At 47.9% G+C, this 22,494-nt stretch carries 22 protein-coding genes; 3 read left to right on the top strand and 19 right to left on the bottom strand.

Translation table 11 applies throughout. The features are described from left to right. Positions 1 to 69: 69 nt before the first annotated feature. From AWV70_RS12510 to AWV70_RS12475, 8 genes are all read right to left on the bottom strand, one after another. Positions 70 to 711, bottom strand: a complete 642-nt coding sequence (locus AWV70_RS12510) for a 3-oxoacid CoA-transferase subunit B (RefSeq protein WP_201024364.1) — start codon at positions 709 to 711, stop codon at positions 70 to 72. Beyond that, a complete protein-coding gene (locus AWV70_RS12505; protein WP_414714835.1) occupies positions 695 to 1,411 on the bottom strand; it encodes a CoA transferase subunit A in 717 nt (238 codons plus the stop codon). The genes AWV70_RS12510 and AWV70_RS12505 overlap by 17 nt, the downstream gene beginning before the upstream one ends. Continuing rightward, positions 1,383 to 2,090 carry a carboxymuconolactone decarboxylase family protein gene (locus tag AWV70_RS12500; protein ID WP_060207546.1) on the bottom strand — a complete coding sequence of 236 codons (708 nt, stop codon included), beginning with the start codon at positions 2,088 to 2,090 and terminating at the stop codon, positions 1,383 to 1,385. The genes AWV70_RS12505 and AWV70_RS12500 overlap by 29 nt, the downstream gene beginning before the upstream one ends. Beyond that, on the bottom strand, positions 2,083 to 2,934 hold the full coding sequence (locus AWV70_RS12495) for an alpha/beta fold hydrolase (protein WP_060207544.1): 852 nt from the start codon (positions 2,932 to 2,934) through the stop codon (positions 2,083 to 2,085). Before AWV70_RS12495 ends, AWV70_RS12500 begins: the two co-directional genes overlap by 8 nt. After that, positions 2,931 to 4,478, bottom strand: coding sequence for a 4-hydroxyphenylacetate 3-hydroxylase family protein (locus AWV70_RS12490; RefSeq protein WP_060207542.1), 1,548 nt, complete (start codon positions 4,476 to 4,478; stop codon positions 2,931 to 2,933). The genes AWV70_RS12495 and AWV70_RS12490 overlap by 4 nt, the downstream gene beginning before the upstream one ends. A 124-nt stretch (positions 4,479 to 4,602) precedes the next feature. Next, positions 4,603 to 5,055, bottom strand: a complete 453-nt coding sequence (locus AWV70_RS12485) for a flavin reductase family protein (protein ID WP_060207540.1) — start codon at positions 5,053 to 5,055, stop codon at positions 4,603 to 4,605. 238 nt (positions 5,056 to 5,293) lie between these two features. After that, complete coding sequence (locus AWV70_RS12480; protein ID WP_060207538.1) at positions 5,294 to 6,640, bottom strand: GntP family permease; 1,347 nt, start codon at positions 6,638 to 6,640, stop codon at positions 5,294 to 5,296. Between the two features lie 4 nt (positions 6,641 to 6,644). Beyond that, positions 6,645 to 7,781, bottom strand: a complete 1,137-nt coding sequence (locus tag AWV70_RS12475) for a glycerate kinase (RefSeq protein WP_060207536.1) — start codon at positions 7,779 to 7,781, stop codon at positions 6,645 to 6,647. Positions 7,782 to 7,911: 130 nt separating this feature from the next. Between AWV70_RS12475 and AWV70_RS12470 the strand changes: the two genes are divergently transcribed. Further along, positions 7,912 to 8,994, top strand: a complete 1,083-nt coding sequence (locus AWV70_RS12470; RefSeq protein WP_060207534.1) for a CdaR family transcriptional regulator — start codon at positions 7,912 to 7,914, stop codon at positions 8,992 to 8,994. A 332-nt stretch (positions 8,995 to 9,326) separates the two neighbouring features. On the opposite strand, the gene AWV70_RS12465 is transcribed toward AWV70_RS12470, so the two are convergent. Continuing rightward, a complete protein-coding gene (locus AWV70_RS12465; protein ID WP_060207532.1) occupies positions 9,327 to 9,563 on the bottom strand; it encodes a glutaredoxin family protein in 237 nt (78 codons plus the stop codon). Between the two features lie 92 nt (positions 9,564 to 9,655). On the opposite strand from AWV70_RS12465, the gene AWV70_RS12460 reads away from it, so the two are divergent. Next, entirely contained in the window at positions 9,656 to 10,390 is a 735-nt protein-coding gene (locus AWV70_RS12460; protein WP_060207530.1) for an MBL fold metallo-hydrolase, read from the top strand. Positions 10,391 to 10,487: 97 nt separating this feature from the next. Then, positions 10,488 to 11,522, top strand: a complete 1,035-nt coding sequence (locus tag AWV70_RS12455; RefSeq protein WP_060207528.1) for an AI-2E family transporter — start codon at positions 10,488 to 10,490, stop codon at positions 11,520 to 11,522. A gap of 86 nt (positions 11,523 to 11,608) precedes the next feature. Here the strand turns inward: AWV70_RS12455 and AWV70_RS12450 are convergent, their stop codons facing one another. The 10 genes from AWV70_RS12450 to AWV70_RS24570 form a co-directional block, all read right to left on the bottom strand. Further along, positions 11,609 to 12,457: a PepSY domain-containing protein gene (locus AWV70_RS12450; RefSeq protein WP_235588647.1), complete on the bottom strand. Its 849-nt coding sequence runs from the start codon at positions 12,455 to 12,457 to the stop codon at positions 11,609 to 11,611. 97 nt (positions 12,458 to 12,554) lie between these two features. Next, positions 12,555 to 13,277 carry a PepSY domain-containing protein gene (locus AWV70_RS12445; RefSeq protein WP_060207524.1) on the bottom strand — a complete coding sequence of 241 codons (723 nt, stop codon included), beginning with the start codon at positions 13,275 to 13,277 and terminating at the stop codon, positions 12,555 to 12,557. A 38-nt stretch (positions 13,278 to 13,315) separates the two neighbouring features. Beyond that, positions 13,316 to 14,680, bottom strand: a complete 1,365-nt coding sequence (locus AWV70_RS12440) for a sensor histidine kinase (protein WP_060207522.1) — start codon at positions 14,678 to 14,680, stop codon at positions 13,316 to 13,318. Continuing rightward, entirely contained in the window at positions 14,670 to 15,377 is a 708-nt protein-coding gene (locus AWV70_RS12435; RefSeq protein WP_060207550.1) for a response regulator transcription factor, read from the bottom strand. Before AWV70_RS12435 ends, AWV70_RS12440 begins: the two co-directional genes overlap by 11 nt. A gap of 79 nt (positions 15,378 to 15,456) precedes the next feature. Further along, the gene (locus AWV70_RS12430) at positions 15,457 to 16,284 is read right to left on the bottom strand and encodes an undecaprenyl-diphosphate phosphatase (protein ID WP_060207520.1); all 828 of its coding nucleotides are present in this window, start codon (positions 16,282 to 16,284) and stop codon (positions 15,457 to 15,459) included. A gap of 3 nt (positions 16,285 to 16,287) precedes the next feature. Then, positions 16,288 to 16,899, bottom strand: coding sequence for a DedA family protein (locus AWV70_RS12425; RefSeq protein ID WP_060207518.1), 612 nt, complete (start codon positions 16,897 to 16,899; stop codon positions 16,288 to 16,290). Between the two features lie 643 nt (positions 16,900 to 17,542). After that, positions 17,543 to 18,826, bottom strand: a complete 1,284-nt coding sequence (locus AWV70_RS12420) for a DUF4139 domain-containing protein (RefSeq protein ID WP_060207516.1) — start codon at positions 18,824 to 18,826, stop codon at positions 17,543 to 17,545. Between the two features lie 391 nt (positions 18,827 to 19,217). Then, complete coding sequence (locus AWV70_RS12415) at positions 19,218 to 20,840, bottom strand: long-chain fatty acid--CoA ligase (protein WP_060207514.1); 1,623 nt, start codon at positions 20,838 to 20,840, stop codon at positions 19,218 to 19,220. A 107-nt stretch (positions 20,841 to 20,947) separates the two neighbouring features. After that, positions 20,948 to 22,096, bottom strand: a complete 1,149-nt coding sequence (locus AWV70_RS12410; RefSeq protein ID WP_060207512.1) for an acyl-CoA dehydrogenase family protein — start codon at positions 22,094 to 22,096, stop codon at positions 20,948 to 20,950. 155 nt (positions 22,097 to 22,251) lie between these two features. Next, positions 22,252 to 22,494: SDR family oxidoreductase (locus AWV70_RS24570; RefSeq protein ID WP_235588646.1), on the bottom strand; the 243-nt coding region annotated here is incomplete at its 5' end.

Raw genomic sequence — 22,494 nt, 5'->3', positions numbered from 1 at the left:
TATGCATCGCAAGCTGATGCGGCCGAATCGTCGGAAGATCGACAATGAGGACATCGAGCGTTTGAATGTTCATGAGCTGAACCCTCCCTCGACGAATTGCGCTTCCGTATTTTTCCTGACCTGCTCGAGTGTTACGCCTGGCATGAGCTCTGTCAAAACTAGCTGTTCATTCAAGACAGAGAATACCGCCATTTCCGTAATGATCATATCAACGCTTCGGGTTGACGTGAGCGGGAATGTGCATGCTTTCATTAGCTTGCTTTTCCCGCCTTTCGTCAAATGGGAAGTCGTCACGATCACTTTCTTGGCACCGACAAGCAAGTCCATCGCGCCACCGACCCCGATAATATTTTTTCCCGGTATGGCCCAGTTGGCGATGCGTCCGGTTTCATCGACTTGCAGGGCGCCGAGAATCGCAACATCGATATGCCCGCCGCGGATCATCCCGAACGATTCTGCACTGCTGAAAAATGCAGCACCCACCTGCTCGCCGACCGGCAATTTTCCTGCGTTCACTAAGTTCGGATCCGCTTCCTCCACATCGGTTACGCCTAACAAACCGTTTTCCGTATGGAAGTGGATGAGCTCGTCTTTAACATATTTCGCGACAAGTGTCGGAATACCGATGCCTAAGTTCACGACAGAAGGACCTTTCAATTCACTGGCAGCACGCTTCGCAATCAATTCTTGAACATTAGCGATAGACGACACCTTCCTTCGTCAGGATTTTTTCCGCAACGAGCAGCCTGTCGACAAATAGATGAGGCGTGACGACTTCTTCTGCTGACAACTCGCCGACTCCGACGATTTCATCCACTTCAGCAATGACGAGGTCCGCTGCGGTCGCCATGACCGGGTTGAAATTTCGGGCGGTCTTATAATAGATGAGATTGCCGAGCGTGTCCGCCTTATGTGCGCGGATCAGCGCCACATCCGCTCGCAATGCCTGTTCGAAAAGGTACGGCTCCCCATTGATTTCCCGTATCTCTTTCCCTAGCGCAAGCTCCGTTCCGACCCCCGTCTTCGTATAGTAGCCGCCGATCCCTGCGCCCCCCGCGCGCATCGATTCTGCCAGCGTCCCTTGAGGAAGCAGCTGCAAATCGATTTCTCCACGCTGATACGCTTCGCCAACTTCCCGGTTGCTCGTAAAATACGAACCAATCGCTTTCCGTATTTTCCGTTGACGGAGCAGGACGCCGAGCCCTTCACCCGCTTCGCCGAGATTATTGCTTATGATTGTCAGCTCATTGAGGTCTTTCCGCGTCAGACCTTCGATTAACGTGAGCGGCGCGCCGACCAGTCCAAATCCCCCTACCATGATTGTCATCCCACTTTTAATTGGAGAAAGGGCATTTTCAACTCTTTCGTAGACGATGGCTATGTTAACCGCCCCCTTCCAGCAAGGCGTCACTCGCCTCAAACCACGCCGGGATTCCCGCAGTCAACAGGCAGATCAGTCCTACTTCCGCCAATTCACCTTCAGTCGCTCCCTTCGCCCGTGCTTTCTCCATCCATTTTCCCGCTTCCCTTCCTTGCAACCCGGTGCTATGGATGCCGACCATTAAAAGGGATTTCATCTTCGCACTGACGGCTCCCTTTACAAGCAGCAAGTCATCCCACAGTTCCACCGGCGCCTTCAATATGTTCGCTACATACGGTGCATCCTCTTCTTCTAGTATGGAAATGAAATAATGGAGAACGTTCTCCAACTCATATACATAAAGAACATGCCCGTTCGGCAACCCCTTTAAGGAAAGTGCAGTTTTCACTGCTTGAACGCCAGTCCGCAACGCATTTTGACCACCATATCGATACGCGACAAGCAAATGCTCGATCAGCTCAGGAATAGTAGCGCCCCCGTCAATTGCGCCTTTCGTATGGTAGACCATGCTTCGCTCATAGCATCTCGCTGCATTGATCCCAACAAGAAGAAGATCTTTTTCCTTGCCGGATAAAAGCCCGTCCTCCATGATGGCGCTGCGCAGGTTTGTGTAATGATCAAGCGCATCCGGCCGGTAGGCATGCATTTTGCCTACCCACCCCGGAACTGCGCCATACACTTCCTTGAAATAAGCCAATCCATCACTCATCCGAAATCACCTCATCCAGGAAATCCCGGATTGCAGCCAAAATGTCTGTCTGTTTTTCAAAGACCATCGTGTAATGATTGCAATCCGAATTGAACGTTGTCAGTTTTGATGTATGTTTTTTCGTCTCTTCGTAATCGGCATCTGTAAAGAAAGGCGGAAACTGCCCGATTCCCCCGTCCGCTTGAATGAGTAGTGTATCGCAAGCAACCTTCCCCATTACTTCGATTGGGTTGAAAAAGTCAAAGCTCGTGAAGTCGTCTTCAATGTTTTCATTTGCGGACTTATGCATCCATCCGTTGCCTGTCCCATGGATTTCGTATTCAACAATTTCCTGGACGGCATCAGTCCACTTGATGCCAAGCCGTTTGTAAAGTTGCCGCAACTCGTCGACATACGCTCGCTTCGATTCATATGTTTTCCGGAGCCTTCCGAGTGACGGCCTGACAATATCGTGTTGGCGTCCTGACATCTGAGCGGCACCGTCCAGTAAGACAAGCCCTTTGACTGAGGAGAGTCCGCTTGCGACAATCGCAGAGATGAAGGCGCCCATCGAATGGCCGAGTAAAATCGGGTCTTTTATTCCCAAAACAGTAATCAATTCTTCTATGTCTTCAGCATGGGAGAAGATGGAGGGGACGTCATCCATCCCCGAACTGTCTCCCCTTCCCCTCAAATCGCAGGCGATGAACCGGTAATCGCCCCGTAGGCTTTGCGCATAATGAAGCATGTTTTTATGTGTCCCTGTCAGGCCGTGGAGAGCGATGATCGTCCCCTTTTCTCCTGGATAATCGACTACTTGCAAATAACGTCCACTAAGTTCCACTTTGTATATTCTTTTCGTCATTTTTGGAAATAGCTCACATCATCCGGATTAACCCACGTATCGTTCGTCCAGCCGTTCACATCATAGTCGCTCATACATTCTTCAGCGAACTTCTCGAACTGATCCGCCTGTCCGCTCATATTCGCGACGACGAGGTTTTCAAGCCGGATATTTTCGTGGTTGCCGGAGTAATTGCGCTCATATAGCTCGTGGCGCCCGCCATATTCCGTCCCGATGACATCCCATAGCAATTTGATGAGCTTGATTTTCTCCTCGGCGCCCACGCCATATGAACCGCGGTACAGTTTTTCCAATAACGGACGTAGCTCCGGATTTTGGAAGTCTTTTGAACTCGATGGCTGTGCGATTAGACTGCCAGCAACGACGTTTTCGATGATTTCCTTCACACGCGGCCACCCTTCAGACATGAACATCCGATAGGCGAGGCCATAATTCAAATTCGGCAGCTTCGTCCCGTTCCGCCCTTCATCCGGGTTCAACGCCATCGCGTCGCTCAACGCCCAGAACATGTTCTTCCAGGCAATCACTTCGCCGACATTCACTCGGACGCCACGGAATTGGTCGGAGCCGTTCATCTTGACGGCTTTCAGCAATAAACCCGAAACGAAGTCAAGCTTCACAGCGAGCCTCGTCACGCCATGGAATGTGAATCTGTGCAGGAAGCCGCTGTCCGCGAAAAAGCTATTCGCCTTCTCCACGTCTTTGTAAATGATGATGTTCTCCCAAGGGATGAGCGCGTTATCGAAAATGAGGACCGAGTCGTTTTCATCGAACCGGCTGCTTAATGGGTAGTCGAATGGGCTTCCCATGACGGCTGCATTCATTTCGTATGAAGCACGGCTCACGAGCTTTACGCCTGGCGTATCCATTGCCGCCACGAAGACGAGTGCAAATTCCTCTTTTTGAATCGGTGCAGCGCCATAATGAGCGACGAAATTATAGTTCGTCAATGCAGATCCGGTCGCAACCATTTTCGCCCCGCTGACAATGACCCCCTGCTCAGTCTCCCCGACCGCCCTGACAAAAATGTCGGACACTGCCTCGAGCGGCTTATGCCTGTCCACCGGCGGATTGATGATTGCATGGTTGAAGAACCAATTCCGCTCCTGCGCTTCCTTGTACCATCGCCGCGCATTGTCCGCATACTTGCCGTAATAATCCGGATCTGCGCCGAGCGTTGCTAGAAATGCCGCCTTGTAATCCGGCGACCTGCCCATCTGCCCATACGTCAAGCGCGCCCATTGCGCAATCGCATTCCGCGACTCCAGCAAGTCTTGCGCACTCTTGTCCACACGGAAATATTTCTGCGTGAAGCCCCCATTCCCCGTATCCGTCTCGACTGTCAGGATGTCCTTCGTTTTCTCATCATGTAGCGCATCATAGAGCCGAGCAATTGACCTCGCAGCATTCCGGAAAGCCGGATGCGTCGTCACATCCTTCACCTTCTCGCCATGCAGCCATATTTCCCTCCCATCCTTCAAGCTCTCCAAATACTCCTTGCCCGTCAATGGCAAAACGGTTTTCTTTTCCTGTTCAACTGGCATGAATTCACTCCTCCTTGTCCCATTACACCTATACGTATGCCTATCTCATAGGAAAAATGCCGAAGTGAATAAAAAATGGCTAGCTCTGCGGCGAAAGCTTTCACCGAAAAACTAACCATACACATTATTGTTGAGGTACCACCTTCGTGAACTTCCCGCCATAAAAGGCGAGCGGTGCTCCGTCTTCATAATTAAACCGGACCACTTTCCCGACAAACAGGACATGATCGCCACCATCATACTCCGCCCACGGTTCGCAATCGATAATGGCAAGCGCCCCTTTGATCCGCATGCCATCCCATTCGAACGGCTCTGGAGTTTGAGCCCTGCCTGCAAAATGCATCGCCGTATCTTGCTGATGCTCTCGTAAAATATTGACCGTGAAATGATTATTCTTCAAATACGGCAACGCTTTCGTCCGTCGATCCACCGACACAAGCACAAGCGGCGGATCCAACGATACCGACGTGAAGGAATTTGCCGTCAACCCGTGCTTCCCTTGCTCATGGGCACATGTCACGACCGTCACCCCCGTCGCAAACCGCCCAAAGCAACTGCGCAGCTCCCGTATATCCATCCCTTCATCTCCCTTCCAGTAAATGTTATATAGTTAAACCGTGCAAATGGACAACTCTATAAACAGTTTACTATATGCAGCGTGAAGGGCGGCATATGCCGTAGTTTTCGTTATCACCGACTTGAGGTAGTTTATCACCGACTCTCGATGTGTTACCACCGACTCTCAACGCTTTACCACCGACTCACCCACTTTCACATAAAAAAACGCCGATTCCCAAAAGGAATCAGCGCTTTCATTACACTAATATCATCCAAAGAACCATCGTAACGACAATTGTCGTCACGCCTTGCAACAATGTAGCCATCGTTTGCGCTTTGTACGCGTCCGTCACTTTCATCCCGCTAAACTCGGTGACGACCCAGAAGAAACTGTCATTCACGTGGCTTACTGTCATTGCGCCCGCGCCGACTGCCATGACAACGAGTGCCAATGGAATCGCTCCTTCGATACCCATCGCCGGAAGCAACGGAGCAACCAAGGTGGAAGTGATGACCAAGGCAGCAGTCGACGAACCTTGGGCCGTTTTCAACGCTGCTGCAATGAAGAACGGAACAAGTAGGAAGAATGCACCGCCAGCCAATGCATCGAAATTCATTCCACCAATCAAATCACCGACGCCCGAATTCGAAATGACTTTCCCGAACGCACCTCCCGCTCCAGTAATGAGCAAAATGGGCGCCGCTTCCTTCAACCCTTCCCCGATCCACTTCGTCAATGTCTCTTCATTCCATTTCGGCAGCAGCAGGAAGGCCGCCAACACACCGAATAATAACGCTACTGAAGGTGCCCCTAAAAATTGAAGGAAATTGTTGAAGCCGCCCTCTGCCATTGTCAACTTAGCGACAGAGCCTACACCGATCAGGACAATCGGCAAAACGATCGGCAGGAATGCTTTGAACGTCGACGGCATTCGGCCAAATGATTTAACGATTTCATCATAATCAAGACCGTTATCTTCCACATCTTCAGGTACGGTAATTTTCGATCCGACTTTCACTGCCCATAAATAACCGACAACAACCGCCGGGATGGCGACGATAAGGCCGATCAAGATGATAGTGCCCAAATAACCTTCCGCCCCGATATTACCAGCCGCGGCAATCGGGCCTGGCGTCGGCGGCACTAATGTATGCGTTGCATATAATCCCGTCGCAAGCGCAACAGCCATCGAAGCAATCGCAACTTTCGCCCGCTTCGCCAATGCTTTTTTCAGGCTGGATAAAATAATGAAGCCCGAATCACAAAATACTGGAATCGAGACGATATATCCGATAATGGACATCGCCAATTGAGGACGCTTCTCCCCGATCAGTCGCAACACGACTTCTGCCATCCTGAACGCGGCACCCGATTTCTCCAGAATGACTCCGATGATCGTACCCGCCACGATGACGAGCCCGATTCCCTTCATCAATCCCCCAAAGCCTTCATTCACATTTTCAACAACAGTCAACAGCGGCATGCCGGATGTGATTCCGACGAAAAATGCGCCAGCTAATAATGATAAAAACGGATGAACCTTGAACACTGCTGTCAAGACTACGATGAGGACAACACTCAACACAATCATTGCAATTAACATTCCCCTACACCCCTTTTTCTGTAATGAGCTCCATCACTTTTTTTGTTTTTCTACGTAAATAATTGAAAGCATCCGCAATCGCGTCTTCCACGGACACATTTTCATCCATGATTGCATGGACTTGCGTAAACAACGGCGTCAGTGCATCGCGGCTTTCTTCATCCACCGCACCCGAAATGAGGATGACAGGCTTCCCTTCCCGATGCGCCACTTTCGCAATGCCGAACGGTGTTTTCCCGGAAAGCGTCTGCAAATCGGTTTTCCCTTCGCCCGTGATGATCAGATCTGCATCTTTCACATGTCGCTCAAAATCAATCGCTTCCAGCACAACGTCGATCCCTTGCCGCATTTCACAGTTGAAGAACGCTTGGAATGCACCTCCCGCTCCTCCCGCAGCACCTGCTCCTTCCTTCGAATGAAGGGCAATTCCCGTTTCTTTTTCAATCGCGACGGCGAACTTTCGCAAATTCCGGTCAAGACTGTCCACGTCCCTCGGAGCCGCCCCCTTTTGCGGTCCGAAAACAGCTGACGCACCCTCGCTGCCGACTAAAGGATTTTTCACATCGCTCGCTATTAAGAACTCACTTTCCGCAATGCGGAAATCCCAATTCGTACTGTCTATCGAGCTGATATACTGGAGCCCGCCTCCCCCTTTCGGCAGTTCAATCCCTTCTTTATTCAACAAACGCATACCAAGCGCTTGGAGGATTCCCGCGCCCCCGTCATTCGTTGCGCTTCCTCCGAGGCCGATGATGAATTTCCGATAACCGTTGTCCAATGCATGGGCGATCAATTCACCTGTGCCGTAGGAAGATGCCATATGCGGATTTTTTTCATGTTCCTGCAGCCTCATAAGTCCTGAAGCTTCAGCAATTTCAATCGCACACGTCTCGCCGTCCCCTAGAATGCCATATGTTGCGCAAATCGGTCTGCCGAGCGGGTCTTCAACAGTTACAGACACGTATCTCCCGTTTGTCGCATCGACCAAACTCCTCATCGTACCTTCTCCGCCGTCAGCTGCCGGCAGCAGTACCGTCCTTATGTCCGGACCGACATCATGTATACCTGCAGCCATCGCCTCGGCTGCTTCAATAGCTGTTAAACTTCCTTTGAATGAATCAGGTGCTACAATCACCTTCATGCAAAGCACCTCCCACAGATGAATAAAACGCTTTCATTTAATTATATGTTTTGAAAACGAAAATACATTATACTTGATGTATAAGTTTCACGTGAAAATGAAAGTGTTTTTTATACACGGGGGTGGTTTCTTGATTACAAAGAAGCTGGCAGAGGAAATCGTGGAACAGACGATGTTCAGGTTGGACAGGAATTTGAATGTGATGGATACGAATGGAATGATTTTGGCTTCCGGGGAAAAAGAGCGCATCGACCGCATCCATGAAGGGGCCGCACATGTCGCTAAAACGAGACAACCGCTTTGGATAGATGATGAGAACACATCGGATTGGCAAGGAGCAAAGCCTGGCGTGAATATGCCCATCTATTATAAGAACCGATTGATCGGCGTCATCGGTATTACCGGCAATCCGAAAGAATTAAGAGACATTGCGACGCTCGTTCAATTGACGACCGAGATGATGGTCCACCAATCACTCATTACATCGGAGTCGGAATGGAAGCGGAAAATCAAGGAACTCGTTTTTGAAGAGCTGGTCGACAGCGGTCCTCTTTCACCGATTGTCATCGACCGGCTTGTCTTATTGGAATTCAATATGACCGGACCTTATTCGACGCTATTAGTGCAAACAAATAATTTGCCTGCTACTCCTCAGCGATTAATTGAAACGATCGAAGAGCAGTTCGAGAGAAACACAGCTCTGATCGGACACTCACAGTTGAATGAGTTGTTCGTCGTTCTATCCGACGTGAAAGTGTCCGTGCTTGAGTTGAAGCTGCAGAAAATCCTATCTTTATTCCAAAAGCATTCCTCCGTCGAAATCGGCGTCGGGATACCTGTCAAAAACTTGGAAGGCATCTCCTATTCGTATGAAACAGCAAAATACGCCATCCAGTACGGGCATTCGGATGAGCTAATCCATTACTACTATGATGACATCGAACTAATCGCCCTCTTGAAGAGCTGCCCGTCTCAATTGAAGGAGCAGTTTGCCAGGCGGATCCTTGCCTTATTGAACGAGCAGCTCATTCAAACGTTGGAAACATTTTTTGAACATGATCAAACGATTGGTGAAACGGCAGCTGCGCTCGCCATTCATCGCCACACATTGACGTATCGATTGCGGAAGGTGAAGGAGCTGACATCATTGGATCCGACCCGCTTCCGTGACGCGGTCCTCTTCCATATTGCATTGCTTGTGAGGGATGAATGAAGTGGGATTTCTCATGGTTATCACCGATTAAAGGCAGTTTATCACCGACTCGGGCGAGTTTATCACCGACTCTCGGCACTTTACCACCGCCTTGCCAAAACTTGTCTCCTTCCGCATACAATTTGAAAGATGTTCGAAGGAATTAAATACTTATAACAACGAAAAATCCCTATCGACAGGTTAATCGATAGGGACGTTGTAGAACAGTTGCATAATGACCAGGAAGACACCGGTTAGAAATAGTGCTACATGGCCGATGCAAATTTTCGGAAAGAGCTTTTGAGACGGTTTGATTGAACAAAGTTTGCAAGCGAGAAAGGGCTTTTTCACTTTCACCCTTTCAATGCTGCCTGTACAGCTGCCGTATCGAAGCCTAAAATCCATTTGCCGTTCAGTTCGGTTTGCGGAACGCCCATCTGCCCGGTCGTTTCCACAAGCATCCGACCTGCTTCTTCGTCCTCTTGCACGTTCACTTCACGGTATGGGATATTTTGTTCATCCAAATAATTTTTCATCATTGTGCAGTATGGGCATGTGCTTGTCGTGTACACTGTAGCTGTATTCGTCATTTTCATCTCTCCTTTAGTTTTAATTTCACTTAAATGATATACCCCTTAAGGTATAAAAGCAAACAATCGAATTATACGGAGGAAGGTTAATTATGAAAGTAATTCCGGTGGGGATTTGGGGCGGCTATCCGAAAGCGAATGGAGCCACTTCCTCATTTTTAATTGAACATGATGGGTTTCATTGCCTCGTCGACTGCGGTAGTGGCGTACTCGCTTCCGTACAAAATTATGTACCGTTGGAAAAGGTGGATGCTGTCGTCATCAGCCATTATCATGCGGATCATATCGCGGACATCGGCAGCCTGCAATATAGCCGGCTTATCAACTATTATTTAGGAAAGCCGTCGCCGGTGCTGCCGATTTACGGCCATGATCAGGATGAGGAGAATTTTAAGAAATTGTCGCATAAAGAGCAGACAATCGGCATAGCTATTCAGGAAACGGATATTATCAGCATTGGACCTTTTGAGGTGACATTCTGTGAAACGATCCATCCCGTCTATTGCTTGGCCATGAAATTCACGGTGAATGGCCGGTCCGTCACATTGACTGCAGACACGGAATGGGCTGATAGACTTGTGGATTTTGCGCACGGGACAAATCTTTTAATCAGCGAGGCGAATTTGTACGAGGAGCATCTCGGCAATGCGCCGGGACATATGGCGGGCAGCGAGGCAGGAAAGCTTGCTAAGTTGGCTGGTGCCAACCAGTTAGTATTGACGCATCTGCCATTGCACGGTGATCCGGCCGAAATTTTGGCAGAGGCAAAGGGCGTTTTTGAGGGGAATGCCGAATTGGCTGTTGTTGGGAAGGTGTATGAAGTTTGAATACAAGTTCTCCTGCTTGTAATCTTTATCTGACAAGCGGATACTGACAGTAAAGGCTCTACTAATTACTAATTGGATAGGTGAGGTACTAGTTTATATGGATTCGATATCAGATGTATTTCGAAAAAAAGGGGTTAAGCGATTCATTATTTTTGCATTGATCATCATCATTCTTTTCAGCGTGAGAAGCATGATGAATTTAATCTTATTGACCTTTATTTTTTCATATTTAATGAATCGACTTGTCGGTTTTACAGCAAAGCATCTTCGGTTAAATCATAAATTGATTGTCATACTCCTCTACACATTGATTGTCGGTTTATTGACTGTCGGACTCGTCAAGTATTTACCGATCATCACACTTGAAATTAGCCAGCTCATTAAGCAAGTCACAAATTTCTCCATCCAGTCACATGACAATTCATTGCTCGTCTTTCTTGAGTCTGTTATTTCCAGTGAACAAATTAAAGGCTATGTGGAAAACGGATTCTCATTTTTATTAAAATCTTTTAATGATATTAGTAAAACAAGTGTCCAAGTACTCCTTGCGATCATTTTAAGCTTGTTTTTCCTTCTCGAAAAACCCCGGTTAATCGAATTCACAAACAAGTTTAAAAGCAGTAAAATCGCTCCGTTTTATTATGAAATTGAATTTTTCGGCAAGAAATTTTCACGTACGTTCGGGAAAGTGATTGAAGCACAGTTTATCATCGCACTCGTCAATACGTTTTTGTCAGTTATCGTCTTGATGATCCTTGGCTTCCCACAAATTATCGGATTGGCGATCATGATCTTTTTCTTAGGGCTTATTCCTGTCGCCGGTGTCATTATTTCATTGATTCCACTGACGATTATCGGTTTTACCATCGGCGGCTTTCTAACAGTCGTTTACTTGCTGATCGCCATTATGGTCATCCATGCGATTGAAGCGTATATTTTAAATCCGAAACTGATGTCTTCGAAAACGGATTTGCCGGTGTTTTATACGTTCATCGTACTCATCTTCTCGCAGAACTTCTTTGGCGTCTGGGGATTGATCATCGGGATTCCAGTGTTTGTTTTCCTGCTGGATATACTTGATGTGAAAGATAAGGAACCGGAGAAGACTGCAGTAGCTGACAAAGAGGTCTAAAGGCAAGATTGTAAAACACAAAAAAGCGGGCAGTATGGCAGCTGCCCGCTCTGTTTTTATGTTGTTGACGAATTTTTTTCAGTTACTCAATCGTCATCCCGTTCAAATGAAAGGATGGCCCCTGTGTAGGCATGAATTTCGAGCTCATACTCGATATTGCCGTCTTCCATTTCAATTTCATAGACATGGTCATCCAGCTCAAAATCAGTTACGATGCCGCTTGCATGCTTTTTGGCAATGGCGATCGCTTGGTCCTTTGTAAGCATCGAGCGTTTATCCGATTTCTTGTTGGCAACCTGTTTCACAGCCTGATTTTCTTTCGCTGGGTCAACGACAGTCAACGTGGAAGCTGCAACTTTTTCCGTTTGTGCCTTCACTTGTTTTTGCGTCTGTTCTTTCACTTCTTTTTTCGAACCGTGGTAACGATCTTTTTCAAATTTCAAAACTGCACCTGTTACAGCATCCATTTCGATTTCATATTTGAATTTATCATCTTTCATTTCGATTTCGTATATTTTACGACCATCATCTGTATCCAGCTCGATTTCCCTAACTGTCCCAACTGCCTTCTTTTTTACAAAGGCAATCGCTTCCTCTTTCGTCAACAGTTTACCGGATACTGCTTGCTTGCGGTTCTTTTCCACTTCTTTTTCAAACTTTATGATTTTACCTGTGTACGCATCCACTTCCAGATCGTACTCATACTTTCCGTCTTTCATATCGATGTCGAAATGGTATCGGCCATCGTCTTTATCCAACTCGATTTCTGTTACTTTGCCGCCTGTCACTTTGTCAGTAGCAACCTTTTTCGCTTCCTGTAATGAAATTATCTTATCCGCCTGCTTTGCGACGCTTGGAGCCGAGTCCTCCGCCATTGCAACGCCACCGATAGCTAGTACTCCTGCCACCGCAGGAATCAACATCCATTTTTTCATGTTCTTCAAGTTCGATCTCCTCCTTTTTCTTCTACCTTCATAGTACCCTGTGAAGATGAGAGGACATTGAGAGGATTATTAGAATTTGATGAGAGTTTCAATCATCCCAAGTGACTGTCATTACCTTGCCTGAAATTGCATGGATTTGATACGTAACTTCGTCCATATCATCGTCCGTATCAATCTCGATTTGTACTAAATAATAGCCGCCATCCGTCGATTTCTCAAAATCCACATCGTCAATTTCACCGATCATTCCCGACGGCAACTGTGCTAAAGCAATCTTCTCAGCCTGTTGCTCAGAGATGAAAGCCGTATTCTGTCGCTTTTCCTGCTTGGCAGGCTTGGATTGCTCAGGTGTTTTATTTACATTCGGCTTCGGCTCTTCTGTTTTGCTTGCCGCCTGATCCGCTGCTTTTCTATCTGCAGCTTTAGCATCCGCTTCTTCCGTCACTTTGCCAGGCGTTTCGTTAGGCGATGTTTCATCAGCCGGAGCTTCTTTTCCATCATCAGTCCCCATCACGATTTCTGGTTTCGTACTTTCTTTCGTCTGAATGAGCGAAATCACCTTGCCCGATTCAGCGTCAACTTCCACTGCGTATTCCGCCCCTGCTCTTGAAACTTTCGCTTTATATACAGATCCATCCAAAATGAGATCTTTCACTTCTCCATCGTAAATCTCCGCTAATTGGGAACTGATTTCCTGTTTCGGCAACGTTTCTGCCTTCGTCAGCTTCCCGTCCGTGTACAGCTGCCCAGCAACAACAATGAGAATCGTCAAGACAATCGGGATGAACCAAGGTTTTTTCCATATGTTCATACAATGAGCCTCCTTTCTTTCATCTTACCCCCTCAACATTAAAATTCACTGAGAACCTTCCTATTTTTCGGAATCAAAACTCGGATGACCGTCCCCATGTCTACAACACTTTCAATCGTCAAGGTGGCGCCAAGTCCGTCTGCAATCTCTTTCGCTATGGAAAGCCCCAATCCGGTTCCACCTGTCTTACGGCTGCGGTCCGATTCCACGCGGTAAAAACGGTCAAAAATATGAGGCAAGGCCGATTGCGGAATCCCTTTCCCATAATCCTTCACGGTGATTTCTACTACGTCCTGCTGATCCTGTATGGAAGCAAAAACCTCCCGTTCACTGTATTTTAGTGCATTGTCGAGGAGTATGAACAATAGCTGCTTTACAAACTTTCCGTCCGTTTCGACGATTGCCGGACCATCCTCTTCCATAATGATTTCCCTACCATACGCCTGCCTTAACGGCTTGACGGCCCCACTCAGCAATTGTGTCAAATCGACTTGGGCAAATTCGAATGCTTGGGAACCACTGCTTTTCGCCAAATCGAGCATTTGTGTAATCATCTCTTTCATCCTGTCCGTTTCTGAAAGAATGGCATTCAGCGCTTCACTTACAACTTCCCGATTTTCAAATCCCCGCCTTGCCAACAACCGAGAGTAGCTTTCAATGACGGTCAACGGCGTTTTTAATTCATGGGAAGCATTCGATACAAACTGCTCCTGCTTCAAAAAGTTCTGTTCCAATTGCTCCATCATCTCATTGAATGTCCGCTCCATTTGCGTCAGCTCATCATTTCCGTTCACGACACCGGTCAATTTTTCATATGTCCCAGACTGCCTACTCTTATTCATCGCCGTTATAAGATTTTCTATAGGCTGGGTGACAATCCTGCCGAGCGTCATACTGGATAAGGTGATCGGAATCATCGCAAATGTTGTAACGCCAATCAGGACATACTTCAGGACCCGCATGTTTTCCTCAACATCTGTCAGCAACTGCGTCATTCTCATTGTGACGACTTCACCTGTCGGCCAAATGATCGGCATCGAGATGGATAATGCTTCAGTACCTTCGAATTGGTCGATTGTATATGAATTTCCCGGATTCACATGGCCGTCGACTTTCCCGAGTCCAGCCAAAGATTGCACATTGATGAGCTGTTTATCGTTGCTGTCAATTATGGAGATGGCACCATTCGCTGGAATGAATGCGCGCAACACCATGCCGGCATCCACTTCCGTCTCCAATTTGCTCAATTCCGCGGTCAGTTCCTTTGCACGACCGAGCAGTTGGTCATATTCCGTGTTATGAGACATCCTTTCGAAAAGGAAATAGATCAGGACAGTCGCGAGCACGAGAAGAATGAACATCAATAAGGTCGAAAAGAGATGAATCTTCTTTTTAAGTTTCATGGACTGGTTCCTTCAACGCATACCCGACGCCGCGAACCGTTTGAATGAGGGACGGTTCATCCCGTCGATCGATTTTCTTCCGGACATATCGGATATAGACGTCAACTACATTCGTATCGCCATAATAGTCATAGCCCCAAACCGCATCGAGCAGCTGCTCACGCGAAAGCACTTGATTCGGATGCCGGATCAAATGAAGCAATAAATCATATTCCCTCGGTGTCAAATCGATCGATTCGCCATTCCGCTTCACTTCACGGGATTGCTGGTGGATCGATAAGCCGGCAAACTCATGAAGGAATTCATCCTTCACGACGGACTTCTTCTGAGAAGTACGTATGGCTGAACGGATGCGCGCAAGCAATTCATCGATTTCGAACGGCTTCGTGACATAATCATTCGCTCCCAAATCAAGCCCCGTCACTTTATCTTCAACATCACTTTTCGCTGTCAATAAAATAACAGGCGTGCCGTCTTCTGCAGCACGGATCCTTCGCAGCACATCCAATCCATTCATGCCCGGCAACATGAGATCCAACAGCACAAGATCCCATTCCTGCTCCCTGAACATGATCAGGCCATCCGTCCCCGAATGCGCCACGCCGACAGAGTATCCTTCAAATTCAAGTTCCAATTGAAGAACGCGTGCGATTGCTTCTTCATCTTCAACAATCAATATATGCTCACTCAAGTTCATCACCGCCACTTTTTCCTTTAGTGTAGCAGAAAATCTTTCAGTTAATAAAAAAACGACCCGTAAAGAGTCGTCAACGCAATTATAAAAATACGATTGCCGCTAAGATGATTGCTAGAAAAATTCTATATAACGCAAACGGCACAAGCTTGATTTTCGAAATGAGCTTCAAGAAGAAGCGGATTGAAATGAGCGAGAATACGAAAGCGCTCAGGAATCCGACGATGTAAAATGAAAGATGATCCATCGACATATACTCCCAATTTTTCAAAACCGATACGAGGCTTGCGCCTGCCATGATCGGTACCGCCATGATGAACGTGAAGTCCGCTGCAGTCCGGTGGTTCATTCCAAATAAAACCCCGCCCGATATCGTTGCGCCCGAACGGGAAAAGCCAGGCCATAACGATAAACATTGGACAAGCCCCACGGTAAACGCCTGCCGATATGTAATCTGATCCAATGTCTGGACTTTCGGCCTTTTCGGTCCAAATTTGTCCGCAGCAAGCATGAGGATTGCTCCTGCAACTAGTGCAAAAATGACCGTCTCGACACCGAATAAATAATCATCGATCAAGTCTTTAAACGCAAATCCAAGAATGACGGCAGGAAGCATACCGACAATGACATGCATCAGATTGAAACGACTTGACATCTTCTTTCCATCGATTTTATACAAACCGACCAAACTGAACAACCTTTTCCAAAACACAACGACAACCGCCAAAATCGACCCTAACTGGATAACGATCTTAAACGTGATTGCCGGATACTTTCCGAGGAACTCCTCCGTCTTCAACCACATATCATCGACAATGATTAGATGGCCTGTCGAGGAGACCGGAGCAAACTCCGTCATCCCTTCCACAAAACCGAGGATCAACGCTTTTACTAATTCAAATAAATCCATCCACTATGCCCTCTTTCTGCGGAATCGGATGTATCCAATACAAACCGCAATTCCGCCAATTGCTATAAGTGCGTAAACAATATTAGAATAGACGTCCATATAATGAACAATCGATTCCCAATTTTCACCGACCGCAAACCCTATTGTAACAAGAATCGTATTCCATAGTAAGCTACCGATAGTTGTCAATGTGATAAATAACAGGAAATTCATATGGGCCATCCCAGCCGGAACTGAAATTAGACTGCGTACGAGCGGAACGAGACGGCAGAAAAATACTGTCCATGGTCCATATTTCTCGAACCATTTTTCAGCCCTCCGCAAATCCTTTCTCGACAGCCGCAGCCAGCGTCCCCATCGGTCCACAAACTTCTCAAGCCTCGCTACATCGACGAGCAAGCCGATACTGTATAGAATCATCGCACCGACAACTGCACCGATTGTGGCAGCGATGATAACACCCGTCCTCGTCATCGTTGTAAAGCCTGTCGCATATCCACTAAAAGTCAAAATAATTTCCGACGGAATTGGAGGAAATAAATTTTCTATTAAAAGCAGTAGCAGCACTGCGAAATATCCTTGCTCTCCTATGAATTCCGTTATCCAGTTTTCCATCGCACTCTCCTTGCAACTTAAAAAATTTCAGTCATATTCCATTCTATCCCGCATTAACTGGCTGTGAGACCCCCACTTCAAGAATTAACGAGGAATTACAAATTATTAGTGGGGATCAACAGCCAGTAAAAGCCCGATTGGTTCAACTAACCAGCAGTAGGGAATGAAAGAATCCCCCACTGATAGAAGTTTCACTTTATCAGACGTCGGTGTCCACTTGGAAGTTCCAATCTATCCTGATGGATTGTACGTCTGAAAATAGAAGAATATGAATGGGGTTGCCGTGGATAAGTATCCGAAAGTGGACTTATACACCGAAAACTGTGGGTAAAATTGTTCATATGTTTATAATTTCTGAAAAATGAGGGGATTGCGGATGAATATTATCCACATGTGGACAACAAAAGCACCCGAATGCGGGTTTTATCCCCGGCGACGGGTGCTTTTCCACATTGACATGTATCATCCAGACTCCGGTAACCAGCCCTCGAGTCGCTTAGGCCCGCACGACGCGGGTCATGCAGTCGTTGTCGCAGGACGCGACGGTTTTAGACTGCCTTCCTTCCGCATAAGGCATAGAACGCCTTATGTTCAAGTCTTCCATCGCTTGTCGGGGCTAAACGGTCACCTTCGCTATTGTAATTTAGAAACCAATTGTCCTTCTTGCGGAACGGTCATGTCGGATTGTGAACTTCACTTTTTCTTCGACATTGACGGGAACATGAACAGGCAGCAGAATCTTGTCACGCTTCTTCTGCCACTCATGCGTCGATTCATCCACTGTCCATAAATGCCCGGGAACTTGTTGGCGGATGACCGCTTCGACCGGAGTTCCTTTCGTATTGCAAATGCTGTATTCATATTCCGTGTATTCAAATCCGCCTTCTTTAAATTTGCCGGATTTTTTCGCAGTCACTTTGATGTCACAAGCTTCTCCTGATTTCAATCGGACTTTTTCACCCACTTCCGTATGTTTGATGGCATACTCACCGATGAATTCTGCACTACCATCGTCCGGATTGGTCCTATACATCTTGAAAACCCCTGCCGGCAACGGAATACCGAGACCGTTCTCCGCCGTATTATCGAATTCGATAAAGATGTCCGGATTTGACGTCTGTTCATTAATTTCATAAATGATCCGCGCTTTTGAATTAGTGGATGACAGAAGCCGCAGCTGCTTCTGTTGACGGTCTTCCAAATCGATGTCACGCGGGAAAGTGTACGTTTGGAAATCGGAAAAAGCTTCTGTTTTCTGTTTTTCGCGCCTCGATAGCTCAGCGCTCTTCTCTTCGTTTTCATTGCCCGCTTTGCTAAGCTTCCCTGATATGAGTCGAAGTTTCGCATCGTTGAAAGACACGCCGGAGTAATTCTTCATCGATAACCAACCTGACAAGTCGAATCGGTCGCCATGCATGGAAATGACATAATCCGCTTCCCATGTAACACCGCCCGTCAAATACGAAACACATACTTCCTCGCCTCTCTGCCCAGCCACTTTCCAAACTAGCGTCGGCTCAACATGATTCCCGCCGTCAATTTCAGGGAATCGCAGCTCGCCTTTCGGATTGAGGGTAATCTCTTTCGTTTCAACGTCCTGTATAACGATCGGCCCACTTGCGCGCAGTAGCATGTACGCTCGATCTTGTTTGGTGTATGGATCCTTGATGATTAGTTGGCGGCCGAGATACCTCTCATAAATCCTCAATTCATCCATCAGGTCATATTCATAAACAAGCTCCGACACATCCAGCCCTTCAACGATGATCGAATCGGGCTTCAACTTCTTCGCCACCCCGACAAAGTGGACCTCGTCATCTTCCGCAAATTGCGGAATGGAGCGTGTATCTTTCACAAGCGCAAAGCCATCATTGTAAACAGTTAAGGAACAAGCGGTCGTCTCGGATTTCGGAATTCTGTTCAGCATGGTAAAACCTCCTATGTGATTGAACATTCCTCCCTATACGCTATTCCCTTTTCTGACGGAATTAATGCGACGGATGCGAATAAAGTTTATCACCGACTTGCGGGAGTTTATCACCGACTCTCGACGCTTTATCACCGACTTGAAACATTTTATCACCGACTAAGGGAAATTTTATCACCGCTTGACGACAATTCAGGTTAAAATTGCCTGTTTTAATGATGGCTTTCAATCGAAAAATACTTTATCACCGCTGGGAAGGAGTTTGTCACCGTTCACAGCAACTTTATCACCGCTCAACTCGGGGTTATCACCACTTGACCATAAATTAGGCGATTCACCCTAGCAAACCCCATAAGAAAACCACCCGCTAACAAAAGCGGGTGGCGTAATATCACACTTCCAACACATGGCCTTTCAATTGTTCGCGCAGGGCCGCTTTGAGGAATTTGCCGACGGATGTTTTCGGAATTTCGTCCAGGAACACAACGTCGTCCGGAACCCACAGCTTTGCGAATTGGCCTGCCAAATAGGCGAGCAGTTCGTTTTTCAGCGCATCGTCTGCCGTTTTCCCCTCTTTCAAGACGACGCAGGCAAGCGGGCGTTCCACCCATTTTTCATGCGGAACCGCGATGACGGCGGCCTCGAATACCGATTCATGCGTCATCAAGGCGTTCTCCAAATCGACTGAGGAGATCCATTCCCCGCCGCTCTTAATCAAATCTTTCGTCCGATCCATCAGTTTCAAATAACCGATAGCCGTCATGACGGCTATGTCGCCCGTATACAGCCAGCCGTCCTTGAATGCTTCCTCCGTCCGGTCGTCCTTGTAATATTCGCTCGCAATCCAAGGACCACGGACTGCAAGTTCGCCCATCGTTTTGCCGTCCCATGGCACCTCGCCATCTTCATTCACAACTTTCACTTCAAGCCCAGGCATGATCAACCCTTGCATCGCCCGGATATCGATCCGGTCGTCCATCGGCAAGTCCTCCATGCCGGACGTGTACACCGACAAGCTGACGAGCGGCGAAGTTTCAGTCATTCCGTATCCGACATAGAACGGAACCCCAAGCCCCTCTTCGAACGCGCGGATCAGCCCTTTCGGCGATGCCGAGCCGCCACTTACGATGCCTCGGAGCGAGGAGAGATTCCGCGGATTTTGCTCCTGTTCTTTCAAAACTGCAAGCCAAATCGTCGGCACCCCTGCCGTCAACGTCACTTTCTCCTGTTCAATCAAATCAAGCAACAGCTGCGGATTAAAGCCTGGTCCCGGCAGCACTTGCGTCGAACCGTAGAAAACAGCAGCGAACGGCATCCCCCATGCATTAACGTGGAACATCGGCACGACCGGCATGATAACATCGCCTTCGCGCAGTCCCATCGCATCCGCCAATCCGAGCGCAAAACTATGAAGGACGATGCCCCGATGTGTGTAGACAACCCCCTTTGGATTGCCCGTCGTTGCAGAAGTGTAGCACATTCCGGCTGGTGTGTTTTCATCCAAGTCTTCCGGATAGTCGTACTGATCCGACGCCTCCGCAAGCAGCGCCTCATAGGAATGAACATTTTTCAATGCCGTTTCCGGCACATCTGTGCTATCGCCCATGATGACGATATGTTTCACCGTCTTTAGAAGCGGCGCAAGTTTTTCAAAATGGGGAAAAAGATTATCATCCACAAGCATGATTTCATCTTCTGCATGATTGATGACATACGCCAAATGTTCCGGCGCTAGGCGGATGTTCACCATATGAAGGATAGCGCCTGTACTCGGCACGCCGAAGTACGCTTCCAAATGGCGGTGGTGGTTCCAGCCGAATGTACCTACTTTCGTACCGTGCTTCATCCCGAGTTTTGTTAATGCATTCGATAATTTCCTCGTCCGTTTCGCCCATTCACGATACGAAATGCGATGGATCGTGTCCGGCCCTGTACGGGAGATAATTAATTTGTTCGGGAAAAATTGTTCGGCTCTTTTAATGAACGATGACAGTAATAATGGTGTTTGCATCATTTGAATCGCTCCCCTTTTGCAAGTTATGTTGTGAAGCATGTAAAACCATCCCTAGTAGTCACTTATATCCACACAATCATATGCAGACAAAACTCCTGCTATTCTATTTACAACCCCATATTCTTCGCGATGATCATCTTCATGATCTCATTCGTCCCGGCGTAGATCGATGCGACCGGGATATCGCGGTACCTTCGCGCAATTTTATATTCTTCCATATAGCCGTATCCCCCGTGCAGCTGCATGCATTCCGCGGAAATCTCGCGCGCCGTTTCGGTGATCCAATATTTTGCCATGGATACTTTCGTCACGACGTCCTTGCCGGCCAAATGATCTTCGATGAGCGATTCAAGAAACGCTTTGCCGAGCTCCACTTTCGTCGCGATTTCCGCAAGCTTGAACTGCGTATTTTGGAATGAACCGATCGGCTTACCGAATGCCTCGCGTGATTTCACATAGGCAAGCGTCAATTCGAGCATATCTTCCGAAGCAGTTTGCGCGGACAATGCAACGAGCAGCCTTTCCTGCTGGAGCTTCTCCATCAGATAGCTGAAGCCCTTTCCTTCCAAGCCTATTAAATTGCCAACAGGCACCCGGCAATCTTCGAAATAAAGTTCCGCCGTATCTTGGGAGTGCATGCCGACCTTATCTAGCTTCCGTCCTTTCGTAAACCCAGGTGTCCCCTCCTCAATCATGAGCAGGCTGATGCCCCGGTGCTTCGGTTCCGCCTGCGGGTCTGTCTTCACAACGACCAGAAATAAGTTCCCGTTCACACCGTTTGTAATGAACGTCTTTTGTCCGTTCACGACATAATGATTGCCGTCTTTGATGGCGGTCGTCCGGATGTTGGCAAGGTCCGACCCGGTTCCCGGCTCCGTCATCGCCACGCCTGTTATGAAATCCGCAGTGATGCACCCCGGAAGCCAACGCTTTTTCTGTTCGTCCGTCCCGTATGATTCGATGTACGGAACGACGATGTCATTATGAAGGCCAACCCCCGTCAATCCCGCTCCAACCCGTTCCATCTCTTCACCGATGATGACCCCGTAGCTGAAGTCGAGGCCAAGACCGCCATACTGTTCCTCCACCTGCGGACAAAGAAACCCCATTTCCCCGAGCTTTCGCCAAAAACATACGGGGATGAGCCGGTTCTTTTCCCACTCCTCATAATGGGGAACTGCTTCCTTCGAAAGGAATTTCCGAAGTGTTTCCCTGAATAGGACATGTTCATCTGTTTCAAATCGATATCGTGCCATCGAACTCCCCCCTTATCCCGCATTAACTGGCTGTAAGACCCCCTATTCAAGACTTTCCTCGGGACCAAAATGCTTGGCGGAGGTCAACAGCCAGTAAAAGCCCGATTGGTTCAACTAACAATCAGTGGAAAACCACCACTGATTGAAGTTTCACTTTACTTCGGTTGCATCCTTATCGCTCCGTCTAGCCTGATCGTCTCCCCGTTCAATAGCGGATTCGTGAAGATGCTTTCGACGAGCCGCGCGTATTCTTCGGGACGGCCGAGCCGTTTCGGGAATAACGTCAGCTCCTCAAGCGCATTGCGCGCGGGCTCCGGCAGTCCGGCGAAGAGCGGCGTTTCAACAAGTCCAGGTGCGATTGTCATGACGCGGATGCCGAATCCGGCAAATTCACGGGC

Origin of the sequence: Sporosarcina koreensis, from assembly GCF_001531445.1 — a bacterium.
In the GTDB taxonomy this organism is placed as follows: Bacteria; Bacillota; Bacilli; order Bacillales_A; family Planococcaceae; genus Sporosarcina; species Sporosarcina koreensis_C.
The sequence above is the reverse complement of the archived record's forward strand: the minus strand, read 5'-3'. Positions and strand labels throughout refer to the sequence as shown.

Bases quoted from the DNA above. Each gene is read 5' to 3' on its own strand.
- AWV70_RS12440 (WP_060207522.1), bottom strand. From the start codon at position 14,680: ATGAAACTTAAAAAGAAGATTCATCTCTTTTCGACCTTATTGATGTTC.
- AWV70_RS12490 (WP_060207542.1), bottom strand. From the start codon at position 4,478: ATGCCAGTTGAACAGGAAAAGAAAACCGTTTTGCCATTGACGGGCAAG.
- AWV70_RS12445 (WP_060207524.1), bottom strand. From the start codon at position 13,277: ATGAACATATGGAAAAAACCTTGGTTCATCCCGATTGTCTTGACGATT.
- AWV70_RS12410 (WP_060207512.1), bottom strand. From the start codon at position 22,096: ATGGCACGATATCGATTTGAAACAGATGAACATGTCCTATTCAGGGAA.
- AWV70_RS12460 (WP_060207530.1), top strand. From the start codon at position 9,656: ATGAAAGTAATTCCGGTGGGGATTTGGGGCGGCTATCCGAAAGCGAAT.
- AWV70_RS12430 (WP_060207520.1), bottom strand. From the start codon at position 16,284: ATGGATTTATTTGAATTAGTAAAAGCGTTGATCCTCGGTTTTGTGGAA.
- AWV70_RS12480 (WP_060207538.1), bottom strand. From the start codon at position 6,640: ATGTTAATTGCAATGATTGTGTTGAGTGTTGTCCTCATCGTAGTCTTG.
- AWV70_RS12415 (WP_060207514.1), bottom strand. From the start codon at position 20,840: ATGATGCAAACACCATTATTACTGTCATCGTTCATTAAAAGAGCCGAA.
- AWV70_RS12465 (WP_060207532.1), bottom strand. From the start codon at position 9,563: ATGACGAATACAGCTACAGTGTACACGACAAGCACATGCCCATACTGC.
- AWV70_RS12495 (WP_060207544.1), bottom strand. From the start codon at position 2,934: ATGACGAAAAGAATATACAAAGTGGAACTTAGTGGACGTTATTTGCAA.
- AWV70_RS12450 (WP_235588647.1), bottom strand. From the start codon at position 12,457: ATGAAAAAATGGATGTTGATTCCTGCGGTGGCAGGAGTACTAGCTATC.
- AWV70_RS12435 (WP_060207550.1), bottom strand. From the start codon at position 15,377: ATGAACTTGAGTGAGCATATATTGATTGTTGAAGATGAAGAAGCAATC.
- AWV70_RS12475 (WP_060207536.1), bottom strand. From the start codon at position 7,781: ATGAAGGTGATTGTAGCACCTGATTCATTCAAAGGAAGTTTAACAGCT.
- AWV70_RS12500 (WP_060207546.1), bottom strand. From the start codon at position 2,090: ATGAGTGATGGATTGGCTTATTTCAAGGAAGTGTATGGCGCAGTTCCG.
- AWV70_RS12420 (WP_060207516.1), bottom strand. From the start codon at position 18,826: ATGCTGAACAGAATTCCGAAATCCGAGACGACCGCTTGTTCCTTAACT.
- AWV70_RS12425 (WP_060207518.1), bottom strand. From the start codon at position 16,899: ATGGAAAACTGGATAACGGAATTCATAGGAGAGCAAGGATATTTCGCA.
- AWV70_RS12455 (WP_060207528.1), top strand. From the start codon at position 10,488: ATGGATTCGATATCAGATGTATTTCGAAAAAAAGGGGTTAAGCGATTC.
- AWV70_RS12485 (WP_060207540.1), bottom strand. From the start codon at position 5,055: ATGGATATACGGGAGCTGCGCAGTTGCTTTGGGCGGTTTGCGACGGGG.